This window comes from Kushneria sp. EE4 (assembly GCF_977968315.1).
This window is the reverse complement of sequence record NZ_OZ386212.1, coordinates 36,812-53,828: the sequence shown is the minus strand read 5'-3', so window position 1 is coordinate 53,828 and position 17,017 is coordinate 36,812. Positions and strand designations below refer to the sequence as shown.

Sequence of the window (17,017 nt, the reverse complement as noted above, 5' to 3'; positions counted from 1 at the left end):
TGAATTGATCGCGACCCGCCCTGAAGGCGGGTCGCTTGCGAAAGGAACAGGGGAATGACTACCGGGCGCCAGCTGGTCTGGTTTCGAACCGACCTGAGATGCGAAGACAATACGGCGCTTTACCATGCGGCACAGCGCGGCCCAGTGATCGGCGTGGTCTGCTGGACACCACAGCAGTGGCGACAGCACGGTCATGGCGACAACAAGCTTGATTTCTGGCATCGCGGCGTCAGGGCCCTGTCCGAACGTCTGGGCAGGCTCAATATTGCGCTGAAGATCATCGAGGCCGAAAGCTTCGACACCCTGCCTGACCGTCTCCTTGAGCTGGCAGACACACTCAATTGTGATGCCCTGCACTTCAACGACGAATACGGTCTCAACGAGCGCCGGCGCGACCAGCACGTCAGCGGGCTATTCCGCGACCATGAGCGGGAAGTGCACCGCTACACCGACCAGGTGGCCTTTACCCCCGGCGAGCTCAAAACCGGTGACGGCAACTATTACAGCGTTTTCACGCCCTTCTACAAGAGCTGGCTTAAAAACATCGGTGCCGACCAGCTTCAGCAGTTCGATGCACCCGAGCGCCAGACCGTGCTCGACGGCATCGACTGCGACGCCCTGCCCGAGCTCAGTGCCGACAACGCCGTGATCAACGCCGATGACTGGCCTGCCGGCGAAGAAGCCGCACAGGACCGCCTTGCCCGCTTTTTGCAAAAAAGAGCGCATCACTATGAGCAGGGCCGTGACTACCCGGCCATGACGGCAACCAGCGGTCTGTCCGCCTGGCTGGCACTCGGCATGATCTCCTGGCGCCAGTGCATCAATGCCGCCGCCGCCAGAAACGGTGGACATCTGGGAGATGGTGACAGCAATCTGCAAAGCTGGATCAGCGAAATTGTCTGGCGTGAATTCTATCAGCATGTGCTGGTGGGCTTTCCCCGCGTTAACTGCCATCAGCCGTTTCAGGAACATACTCGTGCCATGAAATGGCGCGACAGTGATGACGAGTTTCAGCGCTGGTGTGAAGGCAGAACCGGCTACCCGCTGGTCGATGCCGCCATGCGACAGCTGATCACGACCGGGTGGATGCATAATCGACTGCGCATGGTGACCGCCATGTTTTTGAGCAAGCATCTGTTGATAGACTGGCGTCGTGGCGAGGTCTTTTTTCTGAAGCATCTGGTGGATGGTGAGCTGGGCGCCAATAATGGCGGCTGGCAGTGGGCAGCGTCTACCGGAACGGATGCATCACCCTACTTTCGCATCTTCAATCCGACCACACAGTCCAGACGCTTTGACCCGGAAGGTACATTTATTGCAGAGTTTGTGCCGGAACTGGCAGGTGTTGCCGCCAAAAAGCGTCATGCACCCGACGCCGCAACCTGCCAGCAAAGCGATTATCCAGCCCCGATGGTGGATCATCGCGCAGCGCGTGAGCGAGCGCTGGAAGCATTCAAGGCATTGAGTTAAACGTAACTGAAGAGTGGCCCCGGGGCCGTAGGCTTGCACTCCGGCGCTGGCGTGCATTTCGCCACCTCTATCAGTAAACTAGGCGCGCTCCTGTGGGAGACCCTATTCCTTTGATTTCCGGAACATGTCAGTGACCACGCAACACTCCTTTAACCGTGATCAGCTGCTTGCATGCAGTCAGGGCGAACTTTTCGGCCCTGGAAATGCACAGCTGCCGGCACCGAACATGCTGATGCTGGATCGCATCACCAATATTCAGGAAGCAGGTGGCAAATACGGCAAGGGCGAGCTGATCGCTGAGCTGGATATTAACCCTGATCTCTGGTTCTTCCAGTGCCACTTCCCGGGCGACCCTGTCATGCCTGGCTGCCTGGGCCTTGATGCCATGTGGCAGCTGGTAGGCTTCCATCTGGGCTGGCTGGGCAACCCCGGCCGTGGCCGCGCACTCGGATGCGGCGAGGTCAAGTTCTCCGGACAGATTCTCCCGGATGCCGAGAAGGTTACCTACCATATCCATATCAAGCGGGTGATCACGCGGCGTTTGATCCTTGGCATCGCCGATGGCGTTTTGTCCGTGGACGGCCGCGATATCTACGAAGCCAACGACCTGCGCGTTGGTCTGTTCACCTCCACTGCGAATTTCTGATGGGGAGGCTCCCATGCGACGAGTGGTAGTCACTGGCCTGGGCATTGTCTCCTGCCTGGGCAACGATCAGCATCAGGTACTTCAATCCCTGAAGGAAGGCCGTTCGGGCATTCGCTTTCGCGACGAATATGTCGAACGCGGAATGCGAAGCCATGTTGCCGGCGTCGTGGACATCGATCTGGACGCTCTGGTCGACCGCAAGCAGCGCCGCTTCATGGGCGACGCTGCCGCCTACGCCTATGTGTCGATGCAGCAGGCCATCGAGGATGCCGGGCTCGAACCCGACGACGTATCCAACATGCGTACCGGGCTGATTGCAGGCTCGGGCGGTGCCTCTTCCGCCAACCAGGTGGAAGCCGCCGACATCCTGCGCGACAAGGGGCTGCGCCGGGTCGGGCCCTACCGGGTGACCCGCACCATGGGCAGCACCGTGTCGGCCTGTCTGGCCACCCCCTTTGGTATCAAGGGCGTCAACTATTCCATCTCCTCGGCCTGTGCGACCTCGGCCCACTGTATCGGCAGCGCTGTCGAACAGATCCAGCTGGGCAAACAGGACATCGTGTTTGCCGGCGGCGGCGAGGAAGAGCACTGGACCCTGTCATGCCTGTTTGATGCCATGGGCGCCCTGTCCACCAGCTATAACGAGTGTCCTGAAAAGGCCTCTCGTGCCTACGATACGGCCCGTGATGGCTTTGTCATTGCCGGTGGAGGTGCCATGCTGGTGCTCGAAGAGCTCGAACACGCCAGAGCACGCGGCGCGAAGATCTACGGTGAAGTCGTGGGTTACGGCGCCAACTCTGACGGCCATGACATGGTGGCCCCTTCCGGCGAAGGTGGTGCACGCTGCATGCAGCAGGCACTGGCAACGGTCGAGGGCGATATTGACTACATCAATACGCACGGCACCTCGACGCCGGTTGGCGACATGTGCGAGATCAAGGCCCTGCGTGATGTCTTTGGCGAAAAGGTACCCGCCCTGTCCTCGACCAAATCACTGACCGGTCACTCTCTGGGCGCAACCGGTGCACAGGAAGCCATTTATTCGCTTCTCATGATGCAAAACGATTTCATCTGCGCGTCAGCCAACATCGATGAGATCGATCCGGAAGCCAGAGACCTGGATATCGTGACCACACGCCGTGATGGCGTCCGTCTTGACCGGGTGCTGTCCAACAGCTTCGGTTTCGGCGGCACCAACGCGTGTCTGATTTTCCAGCGCATGGCCGACCAGACCTACTGATCGCTGCCGTATTCGATTCGTGATACGCATCAAAAAGGGCGCCCCTTGGGGCGCCCTTTTTTCATGTCCGCTCATCGTCGCTTAAAGCGCGCTGGCAGATGCCTCCTCCAGGGCCGGCCTGGGCACCCCCGAGATACGTGACAGCTGCTGCTCGATCCACTGTTCGACTTCCCGGGTGACTTCATCGGGTTTGCGATCCTTTGTCAAAATAGGTTCGCCAATCACGACGTTGATCTGTCCGGACCTTTTGATGAAGCTTTTGCTCGGCCAGTGTTCGCCGGCATTGTGGGCCACCGGCAGTATGGGCACCCCTGACCGACAGGCGATATGAATACCGCTTTTATTGAAGCGACGGCGCTCGCCGGGCGGCACGCGAGTGCCTTCGGGAAACAGCAGGACAGAAAGCCCGGAGGCCAGCCTGGCCGCGCCTTCACTGAGCACCATTCGAAGCGCCCGGGACGGCTTTGAACGGTCAAGCGGAATGGGTCGGAGCATTCTCAAGGCCCATCCGAAAACAGGAATTTTCAAAAGCTCCTGTTTGAGTACCGTACACATGGGGGATTTGATGGTCTGAAGAAACAGGGTTTCCCACTCGCTCTGGTGGTTGGCCAGCACCACGCAGGGCGTATCCGGGATATTGTCACGCCCCTCTACGCGATAGCGTACGCCGCAGCACAGCCCGAACCAGAACACGATAAAATGGTTGTAGAGGTTCAATACCCGAAAACGGCCGTTGAGCGGCAGGCAAAATGCCAGGGGCACCAGAGTAACCGCACTGACGATAATGGCCATCAGATAGCCAGTATAAAATAAAAGACTGCGTAGCGCCTTCACGACCCCTTCTCCTCGTCAAAGCGCATCTGACACCATCGCTCGAGCATGGTATCAAGCGCCAGCCGCCAGGGCTTTTGATGTACGCCAAAGGTCTCGAGCATCTGACGACAGTTGAGCACACGTCTTAGCGGCTGATCATGATGATGGTGCAAGGGTTGAATCTCGCCGGGCGTCAGATCGATATGGCGTCTGGCCAGCTGAATTTCCAGCTGGTGACGCACGACGCCGTGAAAGGTATAGAGACTGACCGGCTCGACACCGGCAAGATGATAGGCTCCCCAGGCATTAGCGCCCGAGAACTGCTGGGCCAGCATGCCGATAAGAGCACGCGCCACGGCCTGTACGGGAGTCGGACAGACAATCTCGTCTTCTGCTGCACGCAGGGGCTTGCCCTCGATCAGCGTATTCAGCATCTCTGACAGCCAGGCATTGTGCCCCTCCAGTGCCATCAGTGGCCCGGTACGCACGATAAAATGCTCGGCCAGACTGGATCGAATGTGGTTGCCCGTTTCCAGCAGACGCTGCAGGCCTTCATCGCGTGGCGAAGGCAGCACGCTCTCCTCGATGGGCATGTCGGCCCCGGCATCAAAAATCTGATCACTGACAAACCAGACCAGCGGCACCCTCAGCTCGTGACAGGCCGCCAGCACGGCGCTTACCTGATCGACGTGCTCGATCATCTCGGCGTAGTCAACGCTTGCCGGGCCCAGCAACGGCGGAAAAATGACAGCATCCGGCGCCTGTGCCCGCAGCTGCGACAGCTGACATTGACAGGAACGCTCCGTGATCAGCTCAACATCGCTTCGCGATGCGCTTTCATCGATCAGCGCCCGGCCAAGGCAGTGATCGGCATCAAGCAATAATAATTTCATTGGTTTTGCGGCCCGACAGAAAATGACGTCACTCTCGGCGGGCAGTGACGCGGCAGGCCCGACACTTTACAAAAAATTCCCATGGGTTGCACTGCCTCCAGCCTTGCGCCACATCGTCAGCACTGCGCCAGCGAAAGCGTCACAATCGTCTATTCTCAATCAAAGACTGCCGTCACGTTCAATATCGAAGAAGCCTGCCTGCATGACAAAACAAGCCGCCACCGTTACCCGCCATCGCTGTGGCAAAGGGTTTACCTATCGAGATGACGCCGGACAGACCCTGAAGGATCGACAGTGGCGGGAGTGGATCAAGGGCCTTGCCGTGCCCCCCGCATGGCGCGACGTTGCCATTACCCTCGACCCCGAGGCACGCATTCATGCCACGGGCAGGGACAGTGCCGGGCGCAAGCAGTATATCTACAACAGCGAGTGGCGTGAGCAGCGAGAGAAGATGAAGTTTGATCGCATTGTCGACTTTGCCGAGCGGCTCTCGACCATGCGACGCATTACCGGTCAACACATGGCGCGCGAGGGCATGCCGCGCGAGAAGGTACTGGCCTGTATGGTGCGGCTTCTGGATACGGCCTACTTTCGCCCCGGCAACGAAAGCTACAGCGAGCAGAACGACTCCTACGGGCTGACCACCATGCGTTCGCGCCATTTAACCATCAACGGCGATGAATTGATTTTCGACTATCAGGGCAAAAGCGGTCAGCAGCAGCACAAGGTCGTCGAGGATGAAAAACTGGCACAGATCGTTGGAGAGCTTGACGATATTCCCGGCTACGAAATCTTCAAATATTTCGACGACGACGGACACAAGGTGCGTGTCGATAGTCACGATCTCAATGACTATATCCATGAGGTCATGGGTGAGCGCTTTAGTGCCAAGGATTTTCGCACCTGGGCCGGCACGTCCATCGCCGCCCTGGCGCTGGATGAACTGGGTGTCGGCGATAATGACGATGCCAGCCAGCAATATATCCGCGAGGCGGTCGAGCGGGTCGCTTCCCGACTGGGCAATACGCCCAGCATTGCCCGCGCAAGCTATATCGACCCGCGCGTCATCGAGAACTATCTCGACGGCCGGCTGCTGCGACACTTTCTGGAGCAGATCGAAGAGGCTCTGGAGCACGATGACATGACCGGCCCCGAAGAGCGCGCCATCCTGAAGCTTCTTCAGGGGCGACTGAAAAAAAGGCGCTGAGCCTAATTCAGAAAAAGACCCGCCATGTGGCGGGTCTGGGGTCAGATTATCAGTATCTGTCTGCTAGAAGGGAATCTCGTCGTCGAAATCGTCAAAACTGCCGGGATTGGGGGCGCCACCCCCCTGGTTTTGACCGCCCTGCTGATTCTGGCCGCCCTGTTGATTGCCCGGACCGTTTTGCTGCGGATTCTGTCCGTAGCTGCTCTGTCCCTGACCCTGACCCTGACCCTGACCCTGACCGTATCCGCCCTGGTTCTGCCCACCAGCGGAGCTGTTCTGACGGGCACCGCCGCCCTGTTGATCATGGCCGCCGGACTGCTGGCCATAGCCACCGTTCTGGCCGCCAAAGTCGCCGCCCTGACCGCCACCACGGCTGTCCAGCATCTGCATGTCGTTGGCCACGATCTCGGTCGAGTAACGATCCTGCCCGTCCTGACCCTGCCACTTGCGGGTCTGCAGGCGACCCTCGATGTAGAGCCGAGAGCCCTTTTTGACATACTGCTGCGCGATTTCGGCCAGCTTGTTGAACATGACAACGCTGTGCCACTCGGTGCGCTCCTGGCGCTGACCGCTCTGGCGATCGGTCCAGTTATCGGTGGTGGCCAGGCGCAGATTGCAGACAGGACTGCCGGAGGGCAGAAAACGTACTTCCGGGTCCTGACCCAGATTGCCGATCAGTATGACCTTGTTTACCCCACGGGCCATGTTTCTCTCCAGTGCCGGCTGGCATGTTTAAACGAATGAGCTGTCCAGGACATTGCCTTGACATGATCGTCTATAATAACTGTATGGATATTCACTGCAATGCAGGCCTTGCCTCGTATACCGCTGAACAGCCAAAAGCCGACCTACAAACGGTCGCTTTTTGTGTGCCCTGACGGGCACCTGACCTTCATGGCATGCAGCCATCATTTTACCGGGCTGTGTCCCACATGGAAAACGCTGTGCACTGCATTTTGCGCCTCGCTTTCAACTCCTTCTATAGTGTCTTTCCGACGCCGGCGATGAGGTAGGTATGGATCGTATTTCGGTGAGTGGGGCCCGCACCCACAACCTGAAGAACATTGATGTCGAGCTGCCCCGTGACAAACTGATTGTCATTACCGGGCTCTCCGGATCAGGCAAGTCTTCTCTGGCCTTTGACACCCTGTATGCGGAAGGGCAGCGGCGCTATGTTGAATCGCTGTCAACCTACGCACGCCAGTTTCTCTCCATGATGGAAAAACCCGATGTTGACCACATCGAAGGGCTGTCGCCGGCCATTTCCATTGAACAGAAATCCACGTCGCACAACCCGCGCTCGACTGTCGGCACCATTACCGAAATATACGACTATCTGCGACTTCTCTACGCCCGAGCCGGGACGCCGCGCTGTCCCGATCATGAGCTTGATCTTGAAGCCCAGACGGTCTCGCAGATGGTGGATCAGACGCTGACGCTGGAGGAAGGCACCAGGGTCATGCTGCTGGCGCCCATTATCAAGGGCCGCAAGGGGGAACATCAGCAGGCGCTGACCGAGCTGCGCACCCAGGGGTTCGTGCGAGTACAGATCGACGGCCAGACGTACGAATTTGATGAATTGCCGACACTGGACAAGAACAAAAAGCACGACATCAGTGTCGTGGTCGATCGTCTCAAGATCCGACAGGACATCGAGCAGCGTCTGGCAGAATCGTTTGAAACAGCACTGGGCCTTTCCGACGGCGCCGCGGTACTGCATTTCATGGACGGTGACCGCGAGGACATGATTTTCTCCTCACGCTTTGCCTGCCCCATCTGCGGCTACTCGATCGCCGAGCTCGAGCCGCGCATGTTTTCCTTCAACAACCCGGCCGGTGCCTGCCCCAGCTGCGACGGTCTGGGGGTGCATCAGTTCTTTGATCCCGACAAACTCATTCGTCAGGACGATCTATCGCTGTCGGAAGGCGTTATCAAGGGCTGGGACAGACGCAGCATCTACTATTTCAATCAGCTGGAAGCTGTCGCCGCGCACTATAGCTTTGAGCTGGAAACGCCCTGGAAGCAGCTGCCACAGCGCGTGCGCGATGTCGTACTGCACGGCAGCGGCCGTGAATCCATCTCGTTTTCCTACGTTAATGATCGTGGCAAAAAGGTTTCCCGCGAGCATGCCTTTGAAGGCGTTCTGCCCAACATGGAGCGACGCTATCGGGAAACCGACTCCAGCATGGTGCGCGACGATCTATCACGTCATCTGGCCGTACGCCCCTGTCCGACCTGTCACGGCAGCCGTCTGCGTCGCGAGGCGCGCCATGTGTTCGTGGATGAGTATTCATTGCCCTCAGTGGTTACCAAGCCGATCGGTGAGGCACGCGCGTTTTTCGGCGCCATGGATCTGCCCGGACGCCGTGGCGAGATTGCCACGCGCATCCTGTACGAGATCACCAGTCGCCTCGAGTTTCTGGTTAATGTCGGTCTGGACTACCTGACGCTGGAGCGCAGCGCCGATACCCTGTCAGGGGGCGAGGCGCAGCGCATCCGGCTGGCCAGCCAGATCGGTGCCGGTCTGGTAGGCGTCATGTATATTCTCGATGAACCCTCCATCGGGCTTCACCAGCGCGACAATGACCGCCTGCTCCAGACCCTGACCCGACTGCGCGATCTGGGCAACACCGTCATCGTGGTCGAACATGATGAAGACGCCATTCGCTCCGCGGATCACGTGCTGGATATCGGTCCCGGCGCCGGTGTTCATGGCGGCCAGATCATTGCTCAGGGTACGCCGGACGAGATCGAAGCCAGCCCGGAGTCATTGACCGGCCAGTATCTCTCCGGCACGCGGCGCATCGAGATTCCCTCACCACGCATTCCGGTCAACCCGGAAAAAATGCTGCACCTGACCCAGGCCAGCGGTAACAATCTGGACAACGTGGATCTGGCCCTGCCGCTGGGGCTTTTTGTCTGTGTGACCGGCGTCTCGGGTTCGGGCAAATCCACCCTGATCAATGCCACATTGATGCCCGTGGCGGCGCGAGAGCTCAATAAGGCCACCACGCTGACTCCGTCACCGTTCAAGGAGATCAGGGGTCTTGATCAGCTCGACAAGATCATCGATATCGATCAAAGCCCCATCGGGCGAACGCCGCGCTCCAACCCGGCCACCTATACCGGCATATTCACCCCGATTCGCGAGCTGTTCGCCGGCACGCCCGAGGCGCGCTCACGCGGTTACAAGCCCGGACGCTTCTCCTTCAACGTCAAGGGCGGGCGCTGTGAAGCATGTCAGGGCGAGGGCATGATCAAGGTAGAGATGCACTTTTTGCCGGACATCTATGTGCCCTGCGATGTATGCGGCGGTCGTCGGTACAACCGGGAAACACTGGATGTCCTTTACAAGGGGCACAGCATCCACGATGTACTCGAGATGACGATCGAGGAAGCCGTCGAGTTTTTCGCCCCGGTACCTGCCATTGCACGCCGCCTGCAGACGCTAATGGATGTTGGACTGTCGTACATCAAACTGGGACAGAGTGCGATAACGCTGTCCGGTGGTGAGGCGCAGCGCGTCAAGCTGGCACGTGAACTTGCCAAGCGCGATACCGGCAAGACGCTCTACATCCTGGATGAGCCCACCACGGGGCTGCATTTCGAGGATATTCGTCAACTGCTGGGCGTGTTGCATCGTCTGCGCGAGCAGGGCAACTCGGTCGTAGTGATCGAGCACAACCTGGATGTCATTAAAACCGCCGACTGGATCATCGATCTGGGCCCTGAAGGCGGTTCCGGCGGCGGCCGCATCATTGCCGAGGGCACGCCGGAAGACATCAGCGAGCAGGACATTTCGCATACCGGGCGCTTTTTGAAGCCACTGTTAGCGCGAGGCTACTAGGCGCCCCGTCAGCCACTATCGAAAAAGCCGGAAGCGTTATCGCTTCCGGCTTTTTTATGCCGTGGTGACAGCACGGATGCAGGCAGGATCAATCTCGGCCAACGCTTCAAAGGCAGGTCTTGCGTAGTAGTAACCCTGATGGCGCATAATGCCGTGCTGATAAAGCCAGCGCGCTTCCTCTAGCGTCTCGATCCCCTCAGCGACCAGCCCCATTCCCAGCGCTTCAGCCATCAAACACATATGGCGAACCAGATTCTGACGACGTAAATCCTGTCCGATACCGCTGATTAAAATCCGGTCCAGCTTAAGGTGATGCGGTGTCAGGACCGTCAGAAGATCAAGATTGGCGTGGCCCGTACCGAAATCATCGAGCGCTACGGTAAAGCCCATTTCATGGTATTGCTCAACGATGTGACGCAGGTGGTCTCGATCAGCCACATGCTCGTTTTCGGTGATTTCAAAAATCAGATCGTTGAGGGACCATCCCACACGCCTGGCAACTTCAAGCGTGGCACGAATGCAGGCACGAGGCTCATAGACGGCATTGGGCAGAAAATTGATGGAAAGTTTTGACGTCATGCCAAGCTGACTTGCCATCTCGATGGCGCGTACCCGACAGGCCTGATCGAAGGTATAAAGGTGCTCGGGTGTCACCTGCGATAGCACGGACCATGCAGACTCTCCGCCAGTGCCTCGTACCAGCGCTTCATGCGCAAAAACACTGCCGGTTCCAAGATCAATGATGGGCTGGAAAGCCATGGTAAAGGAGAAAGGCAGGTCGCCCTGACAGTTTTGACACTCTCCATCGACGAAATGACATCCCACGGCAGATACTCAAGAGGCTGGTTGGACACTCAGTATGGATCATGCCGGCCTGACTCAGAGACAAAAAAAGCCGACCCTGAGGTCGGCTTTTCTGACGATAGCAAAAAGTACGGCTTATTCTTCGCCGCTGGCTTCTGCTGCTACCGGGCGATCAACCAGCTCGACGTACGCCATGGGCGCGTTGTCGCCGGCTCTGAAACCACACTTGAGTACGCGGACATAACCACCCGGACGGGTGTTGTAACGCGGGCCCAGTTCGTTAAAGAGCTTGCCAACCGTATCCTTGGAACGGGTACGGCTGAACGCCAGACGACGATTGGCCACACTGTCATTTTTTGACAGGGTGATCAGCGGCTCAATATAACGACGCAGCTCCTTGGCCTTGGGCAGCGTGGTTTTGATCATTTCATGCTCGACCAGCGAAATGCACATGTTCTGGAACATGGCCTGCCGGTGTGAGCTGTTACGGCTTAGATGACGACCGGTTTTACGATGACGCATGGATAAGATTCCTTACCAATCTGGGGCGCGAGTCACCCGTTCAGGCAGAGGCCTTGTCGTCTTTCAGGCTCGCCGGCGGCCAGTTATCCAGCCGCATGCCGAGAGAAAGATTCCGGGCCTCGAGAACGTCCTTGATTTCATTCAACGACTTCTTGCCGAGATTGGGTGTTTTAAGAAGCTCTACCTCGGTGCGCTGAATCAGGTCACCGATATAGTAGATATTCTCGGCCTTGAGGCAGTTGGCACTTCGGACAGTCAATTCGAGATCGTCAACAGGACGCAGCAGAATCGGATCAATCTGATCTTCTTCTTCCTCTACTTCCTGCTCTTTCTCGGCTTCAAGATCAACGAAGGCAGCCAGCTGCTCCTGCAGAATGGTTGCAGAGCGGCGGATGGCCTCTTCGGGATCCAGGGTGCCATCGGTTTCCAGGTCAATGACCAGCTTGTCGAGATCGGTACGCTGTTCAACGCGTGCCGCTTCGACCGCATAGGAAACACGGCGAACTGGTGTATACGTGGCATCAAGCTGAAGACGACCGATGGCGCGTGATTCATCATCACGCTCGGCACGGACGTCTGCAGGCTCGTAGCCACGGCCACGCATGACGCGCAGCTGCATCTTCAGTTCACAGCCATCATTGAGATGGGCAATGACATGATCCGGATTGACGATCTCGATGTCATGATCGGCGGCAATATCGCCGGCGGTCATGATGCCCGGGCCCTGCTTGTTCAGCGTTAATACAACGTCATCGCGGCCATGCATCTTGATGGACACGCCCTTCAGATTCAGGAGGATCTCGATGACATCTTCCTGAACACCTTCGATTGCGCTGTACTCGTGCAGAACGCCTTCGATTTCTGCTTCTGTAATCGCACACCCGGGCATGGATGACAGCAGAATACGACGCAGGGCGTTCCCAAGAGTATGACCAAAGCCGCGCTCGAAAGGTTCGAGCACGATCTTTGCATGATTCGCGCTGACTTCTTCGACCTTGATATCACGAGGTCTTAGAAACTCTGTCACTGAACGCTGCATATGAACACCTATCAGGCTGCCAAACGGTTAATCCAAAAAAGCTCAATGCTTATTTGGAGTACAGCTCGACAATCAGGTTTTCGTTGATGTCGGCAGACAGGTCGCCGCGCTCAGGCAGAGCCTTGAAAGTGCCTTCCATCTTCTTCGAGTCAACGTCGACCCAGCTCACATCGCCACGATTACCAGCCAGTTCGAGCGACTGCTGAATGCGCGACTGATTCTTGGCTTTTTCGCGAACGCTGACCACGTCACCAGGGCGAACCTTGTAGGACGCTACATTGACGGTGCGGCCGTTAACAGCAATGGCCTTGTGGCTGACCAGCTGGCGAGATTCGCTGCGAGTCGAGCCAAAGCCCATGCGATAAACGACGTTGTCGAGGCGAGTCTCGAGGAGCTGAAGCAGGACTTCACCTGTGGCTCCTTTCTGACGCGCGGCTTCCTTGTAATAATTGCGGAACTGCTTTTCCAGTACGCCGTAATAACGACGGACCTTCTGCTTTTCACGCAGCTGCGAGCCGTATTCGGAAAGACGCTGACGGCGCTGACCGTGTTGACCCGGGGGAGTCTCTGACTTGCACTTCTTCTCGAACGCCGTAACACCGCTCTTCAAAAAGAGGTCGGTGCCTTCGCGACGAGAGAGCTTGCACTTCGGACCTGTATAACGTGCCATGAGTGTGTCTCCTTAAACGCGACGCTTTTTCGGCGGGCGGCACCCGTTATGCGGGATGGGTGTCGCGTCAACAATGCTCTGCACGCGAAAACCGGCGGCATTCAATGCGCGCACGGCGGACTCACGGCCGGGCCCCGGGCCCTTGACCAGTACGTCGACGTTTTTCACACCATACTCGGCTGCAGCGGTTGCTGCACGTTCGCTTGCCACTTGTGCAGCGAACGGGGTGCTCTTGCGAGAACCACGAAAACCCGAACCACCGGCAGTGGCCCATGAAAGAGCGTTGCCCTGGCGGTCTGTGATCGTCACGATCGTATTGTTAAAAGAGGCATGGATGTGGGCAACCGCATCCACGACCTGCTTTTTAACCTTTTTACGGTTACTGCGCGGGTTAGCCATGTTTGATGTTCCTGAATTCTAAACGCCGGACATGCGTTTATTTGCGAATCGGTTTACGCGGGCCCTTGCGGGTACGCGCATTCGTCTTCGTGCGCTGCCCGCGCATCGGAAGACTGCGACGATGGCGCAGACCACGGTAGCAACCCAGATCCATGAGACGCTTGATATTCAGCGTAAGCTCACGGCGAAGGTCACCTTCCACGGCATATTGGCCAACTGCAGTACGCACCTCATCGAGCTTCTCGGCGGAGATATCTCCAACCTTGATGTCGGGTGCAATACCTACCTGCGCACAGATTTCCTTTGCGCGGGTGCGACCAATACCGTAGATGTAGGTCAGCGAGATCGCCGCATGCTTGTTGTCCGGGATATTGACGCCTGCAATACGGGCCATCAGCTTTCTCCGAATTTGAGCGGCTTGCTCGGTTAATCGTCTGTAAAAGGCGCAATAGCATACCGCCCCTGACAAGTTTTGGCAAGGGCCTGCAATGCTGCCTGTCTCTTTGGCAATGAAGCAAAAGCTCTTTGCCCTTACTGCCATGATGGATAAAGCACCATGACATGATAATCAGACCCGAAGGTCCGAAAGGTAAATGGCAGGCCCTGAAGGACCTGCCACTACCGGGAAATGTCAGCGCATGACGCCGCCGCTGCCATAACCCTTGAGGTTTGACTTCTTCATTACGGACTCATACTGACTGGACATCAGATGAGACTGAACCTGTGCCATGAAGTCCATGACAACCACAACCACGATCAGCAGCGAGGTGCCGCCAAAATAGAAGGGTACCTGCCATGCCACCATAAGGAACTGGGGCATAAGCGAGACCAGCGTAATGTAGAGAGCGCCAAACAACGTAAGACGCGTCATGACCTTGTCGATATAACGCGACGTTTGCTCGCCGGGACGAATGCCGGGCAGGAAAGCGCCTGACTTCTTCAGGTTATCCGCTACATCCTTCGGGTTAAAAACCAGAGCGGTGTAGAAAAAGCAGAAGAAAACAACGGCAGTAGCAAACAGCAGGATATATAGCGGCTGCCCCGGCCCCAGTGCCTGAGAAATGGTCGACAGCCAGCCCATATTCTCGCCCTGACCAAACCACTGACCCAGCGAGGCCGGGAAAAGCAGGATGCTCGAAGCAAAGATGGGCGGAATGACGCCGGCCATGTTGACCTTCATCGGCAGATAGCTGCTCTGGCCGGCATACATCTTGTTGCCGACCTGACGACGCGGGTAGTTGACCGTAATACGGCGCTGACCACGCTCGATAAAGACCACAAAGGCAACCGTTGCAATTCCCAATACGCCCAGTGCCAGCAGCGGCAGTACGTTCCAGGCACCATCGTTGCGTGCCAGTTCAAACGACTGCCCGAGCGCACCGGGTAGACCGGCCACGATACCGGCGAAGATAATCAGCGAAATACCGTTGCCGATGCCCTTCTCGGTGATCTGCTCGCCCAGCCACATCAGGAACACGGCACCTGCCACAAAGGTAGTGACCGCCGTAAAGTAGAAGCTGAAATCGGCGCTGTAAGCGACCCCGTTACTGACAAGCCCTACTGACATGCCGATCGCCTGGATCAGTGCCAGTAACACCGTGCCGTAGCGAGTGTACTGGCTGATCTTTCGACGGCCGGCCTCGCCTTCCTTCTTCAGCTGTTCTAGCTGCGGCGAAACCACGGTCAGAAGCTGCATGATAATTGATGCGGAAATATAAGGCATGATGCCCAGTGCAAAAATACTCATGCGCTCCAAGGCGCCACCCGAGAACATGTTGAACATGCTCAGGATGGTGCCCTGGTTTTCTCTGAACAAGGCAGCGAGCTGGTCAGGATTGATACCGGGGACTGGAATGTGGGCACCGATACGGTACACCACGATTGCGATAAAAACGAACCTCAGGCGAGCCCAGAGCTCGCCCAGACCGCTTTGATTGTTAGCCGGTACTTTTCCTGACTTGGCCATTTAGTCCTCTACCTTGCCACCGGCGGCTTCAATGGCAGCCCGTGCACCCTTGGTGACTTTCAGACCGCGTACGGTAACGGCGCGATCGAGATTGCCGGACAGCACAACCTTGGCATGACGCGTCGCATTTTTCAGTACGTTGGCCTTTTTCAGGCTGGCCATGTCCGCCACGTCGCCTTCCACATTGGCCAGCTCATTGAGGCGAACCTCTTCGCTGACCAGTGATTTGGCAGACGTAAAGCCGAACTTGGGCAGACGACGCTGAAGCGGCATCTGGCCACCTTCAAAACCCGGCTTGATGGAACCGCCGCTGCGTGACGTCTGGCCCTTGTGACCGCGACCAGCGGTCTTGCCCAGTCCGGAACCGATACCGCGACCAACACGCTTCTCAGCGTGCTTGGCGCCAGGTGCCGGGCTCAGGCTATTGAGTTTCATGGTCATTACTGAGCTCCTTCAACGCGAACGAGGTAGTTGACCTTGTTGATCATGCCACGAACGGCCGGTGTGTCTTCAAGCTCAACCGTGTGATTGATGCGACGAAGACCCAGACCGCGCATGGTGGCCTTGTGTTTTTCAAGTACGCCGATCGTGCTGCGTACCTGAGTAACCCTGATTGTGGCTGACATGGCGCTTACCCCGTAATCGCTTCAACGGACAGGCCACGCTTTGCCGCAACGTCCTCGGGAGAACGCATGGAAGCGAGGCCCTTGACGGTTGCGCGCACGACGTTGACCGGATTGGTCGAGCCATAGCACTTGGCCAGGACATCATGCACACCTGCCAGCTCCAGTACCGAACGCATCGCACCACCTGCGATGATACCGGTACCTTCGGAAGCGGGCTGCATGAAGACCTTGGAAGCGCCATGGTTGGCACGTACCGGATACTGCAGCGTGTGACCGCGCAGCTCGACCTTGATCATGTTGCGATGCGCCTGATCCATCGCCTTTTGAATCGCGACCGGCACTTCACGTGCCTTGCCGCGACCAAAACCGATACGACCATTGCCATCACCTACGACGGTCAGAGCGGTAAAACCGAAAATACGGCCGCCCTTGACCACTTTGGCAACACGGTTGATCTGAACAAGTTTTTCCTGCAGATCGCCGCTGCCCCTCTGTTCGTTATTCGCCATCGTAGAACCCTTTAGAATTGCAGGCCGCCTTCGCGCGCGGCATCAGCGAGGGCCTTGACCCGACCATGGTACCTGAACCCGGAACGGTCAAAGGCAACTTCAGTAATTCCCGCTTCCTTTGCACGCTCGGCCAGCAGTGTACCAACGCGAGCAGCAGCATCAGCATTACCGGTCGCATCTTCACGCAGCGACTTGTCGAGTGTGGAGGCGCTGACCAATACCTGGCCACCGTCTGCGGAAATAATCTGAGCGTACATGTGACGCGGTGTGCGATTGACACTCAGACGATTGATACCAAGTTCGCGGATCTTGGCGCGCGTGCGGCGGGCACGACGGAGACGAGCTTCTTTCTTCGCGTTCATAACC

General features: G+C 57.5%; 19 protein-coding genes. 5 read left to right on the top strand and 14 right to left on the bottom strand.

What is annotated here, in order from left to right; all coding sequences use genetic code 11:
* Positions 1 to 54 precede the first annotated feature (54 nt).
* The 3 genes from ACXMYO_RS00310 to fabB all read left to right on the top strand — a co-directional run bounded on the left by ACXMYO_RS00310 (position 55) and on the right by fabB (position 3,356).
* Entirely contained in the window at positions 55 to 1,470 is a 1,416-nt protein-coding gene (locus tag ACXMYO_RS00310) for a cryptochrome/photolyase family protein (protein WP_457807440.1), read from the top strand.
* A 130-nt stretch (positions 1,471 to 1,600) separates the two neighbouring features.
* Positions 1,601 to 2,116: a 3-hydroxyacyl-[acyl-carrier-protein] dehydratase FabA gene (fabA, locus tag ACXMYO_RS00305; protein ID WP_090131928.1), complete on the top strand. Its 516-nt coding sequence runs from the start codon at positions 1,601 to 1,603 to the stop codon at positions 2,114 to 2,116.
* A gap of 13 nt (positions 2,117 to 2,129) precedes the next feature.
* On the top strand, positions 2,130 to 3,356 hold the full coding sequence (fabB, locus tag ACXMYO_RS00300; protein ID WP_457807439.1) for a beta-ketoacyl-ACP synthase I: 1,227 nt from the start codon (positions 2,130 to 2,132) through the stop codon (positions 3,354 to 3,356).
* A gap of 81 nt (positions 3,357 to 3,437) precedes the next feature.
* On the opposite strand, the gene ACXMYO_RS00295 is transcribed toward fabB, so the two are convergent.
* Positions 3,438 to 4,190, bottom strand: coding sequence for a 1-acyl-sn-glycerol-3-phosphate acyltransferase (locus ACXMYO_RS00295; RefSeq protein ID WP_438766004.1), 753 nt, complete (start codon positions 4,188 to 4,190; stop codon positions 3,438 to 3,440).
* Positions 4,187 to 5,062, bottom strand: coding sequence for a sugar nucleotide-binding protein (locus ACXMYO_RS00290; RefSeq protein WP_438766003.1), 876 nt, complete (start codon positions 5,060 to 5,062; stop codon positions 4,187 to 4,189). The genes ACXMYO_RS00295 and ACXMYO_RS00290 overlap by 4 nt, the downstream gene beginning before the upstream one ends.
* A gap of 202 nt (positions 5,063 to 5,264) precedes the next feature.
* Between ACXMYO_RS00290 and ACXMYO_RS00285 the strand changes: the two genes are divergently transcribed.
* Complete coding sequence (locus tag ACXMYO_RS00285; protein WP_457807438.1) at positions 5,265 to 6,269, top strand: DNA topoisomerase IB; 1,005 nt, start codon at positions 5,265 to 5,267, stop codon at positions 6,267 to 6,269.
* A 63-nt stretch (positions 6,270 to 6,332) separates the two neighbouring features.
* Here the strand turns inward: ACXMYO_RS00285 and ACXMYO_RS00280 are convergent, their stop codons facing one another.
* Positions 6,333 to 6,974: a single-stranded DNA-binding protein gene (locus ACXMYO_RS00280; protein WP_457807437.1), complete on the bottom strand. Its 642-nt coding sequence runs from the start codon at positions 6,972 to 6,974 to the stop codon at positions 6,333 to 6,335.
* A gap of 310 nt (positions 6,975 to 7,284) precedes the next feature.
* Here ACXMYO_RS00280 and uvrA point away from each other — a divergent pair, with 310 nt between their 5' ends.
* Positions 7,285 to 10,116 (top strand): excinuclease ABC subunit UvrA, encoded by a 2,832-nt coding sequence (gene uvrA, locus ACXMYO_RS00275; protein ID WP_457807436.1) that lies wholly within the window; start codon positions 7,285 to 7,287, stop codon positions 10,114 to 10,116.
* A gap of 54 nt (positions 10,117 to 10,170) precedes the next feature.
* On the opposite strand, the gene ACXMYO_RS00270 is transcribed toward uvrA, so the two are convergent.
* From ACXMYO_RS00270 to rplR, 11 genes are all read right to left on the bottom strand, one after another.
* Complete coding sequence (locus tag ACXMYO_RS00270) at positions 10,171 to 10,941, bottom strand: EAL domain-containing protein (protein WP_457807435.1); 771 nt, start codon at positions 10,939 to 10,941, stop codon at positions 10,171 to 10,173.
* 114 nt (positions 10,942 to 11,055) lie between these two features.
* A complete protein-coding gene (gene rplQ / locus ACXMYO_RS00265; RefSeq protein WP_438765997.1) occupies positions 11,056 to 11,442 on the bottom strand; it encodes a 50S ribosomal protein L17 in 387 nt (128 codons plus the stop codon).
* 40 nt (positions 11,443 to 11,482) lie between these two features.
* Positions 11,483 to 12,481 carry a DNA-directed RNA polymerase subunit alpha gene (locus ACXMYO_RS00260; RefSeq protein WP_115854544.1) on the bottom strand — a complete coding sequence of 333 codons (999 nt, stop codon included), beginning with the start codon at positions 12,479 to 12,481 and terminating at the stop codon, positions 11,483 to 11,485.
* 49 nt (positions 12,482 to 12,530) lie between these two features.
* Positions 12,531 to 13,151, bottom strand: a complete 621-nt coding sequence (gene rpsD / locus ACXMYO_RS00255; RefSeq protein WP_086620775.1) for a 30S ribosomal protein S4 — start codon at positions 13,149 to 13,151, stop codon at positions 12,531 to 12,533.
* 12 nt (positions 13,152 to 13,163) lie between these two features.
* Entirely contained in the window at positions 13,164 to 13,550 is a 387-nt protein-coding gene (rpsK, locus tag ACXMYO_RS00250; RefSeq protein ID WP_009099028.1) for a 30S ribosomal protein S11, read from the bottom strand.
* Positions 13,551 to 13,587: 37 nt separating this feature from the next.
* A complete protein-coding gene (gene rpsM / locus ACXMYO_RS00245; RefSeq protein WP_438765996.1) occupies positions 13,588 to 13,944 on the bottom strand; it encodes a 30S ribosomal protein S13 in 357 nt (118 codons plus the stop codon).
* 237 nt (positions 13,945 to 14,181) lie between these two features.
* A complete protein-coding gene (secY, locus tag ACXMYO_RS00240; protein WP_115854541.1) occupies positions 14,182 to 15,516 on the bottom strand; it encodes a preprotein translocase subunit SecY in 1,335 nt (444 codons plus the stop codon).
* Positions 15,517 to 15,951, bottom strand: a complete 435-nt coding sequence (gene rplO, locus ACXMYO_RS00235) for a 50S ribosomal protein L15 (RefSeq protein WP_438768505.1) — start codon at positions 15,949 to 15,951, stop codon at positions 15,517 to 15,519. It lies immediately after the preceding gene.
* 5 nt (positions 15,952 to 15,956) lie between these two features.
* A complete protein-coding gene (gene rpmD, locus ACXMYO_RS00230; protein WP_086620778.1) occupies positions 15,957 to 16,142 on the bottom strand; it encodes a 50S ribosomal protein L30 in 186 nt (61 codons plus the stop codon).
* Positions 16,143 to 16,147: 5 nt separating this feature from the next.
* Positions 16,148 to 16,651, bottom strand: a complete 504-nt coding sequence (gene rpsE / locus ACXMYO_RS00225; RefSeq protein ID WP_108842864.1) for a 30S ribosomal protein S5 — start codon at positions 16,649 to 16,651, stop codon at positions 16,148 to 16,150.
* An 11-nt stretch (positions 16,652 to 16,662) separates the two neighbouring features.
* Complete coding sequence (gene rplR / locus ACXMYO_RS00220; RefSeq protein ID WP_086620780.1) at positions 16,663 to 17,013, bottom strand: 50S ribosomal protein L18; 351 nt, start codon at positions 17,011 to 17,013, stop codon at positions 16,663 to 16,665.
* Positions 17,014 to 17,017: the final 4 nt, after the last annotated feature.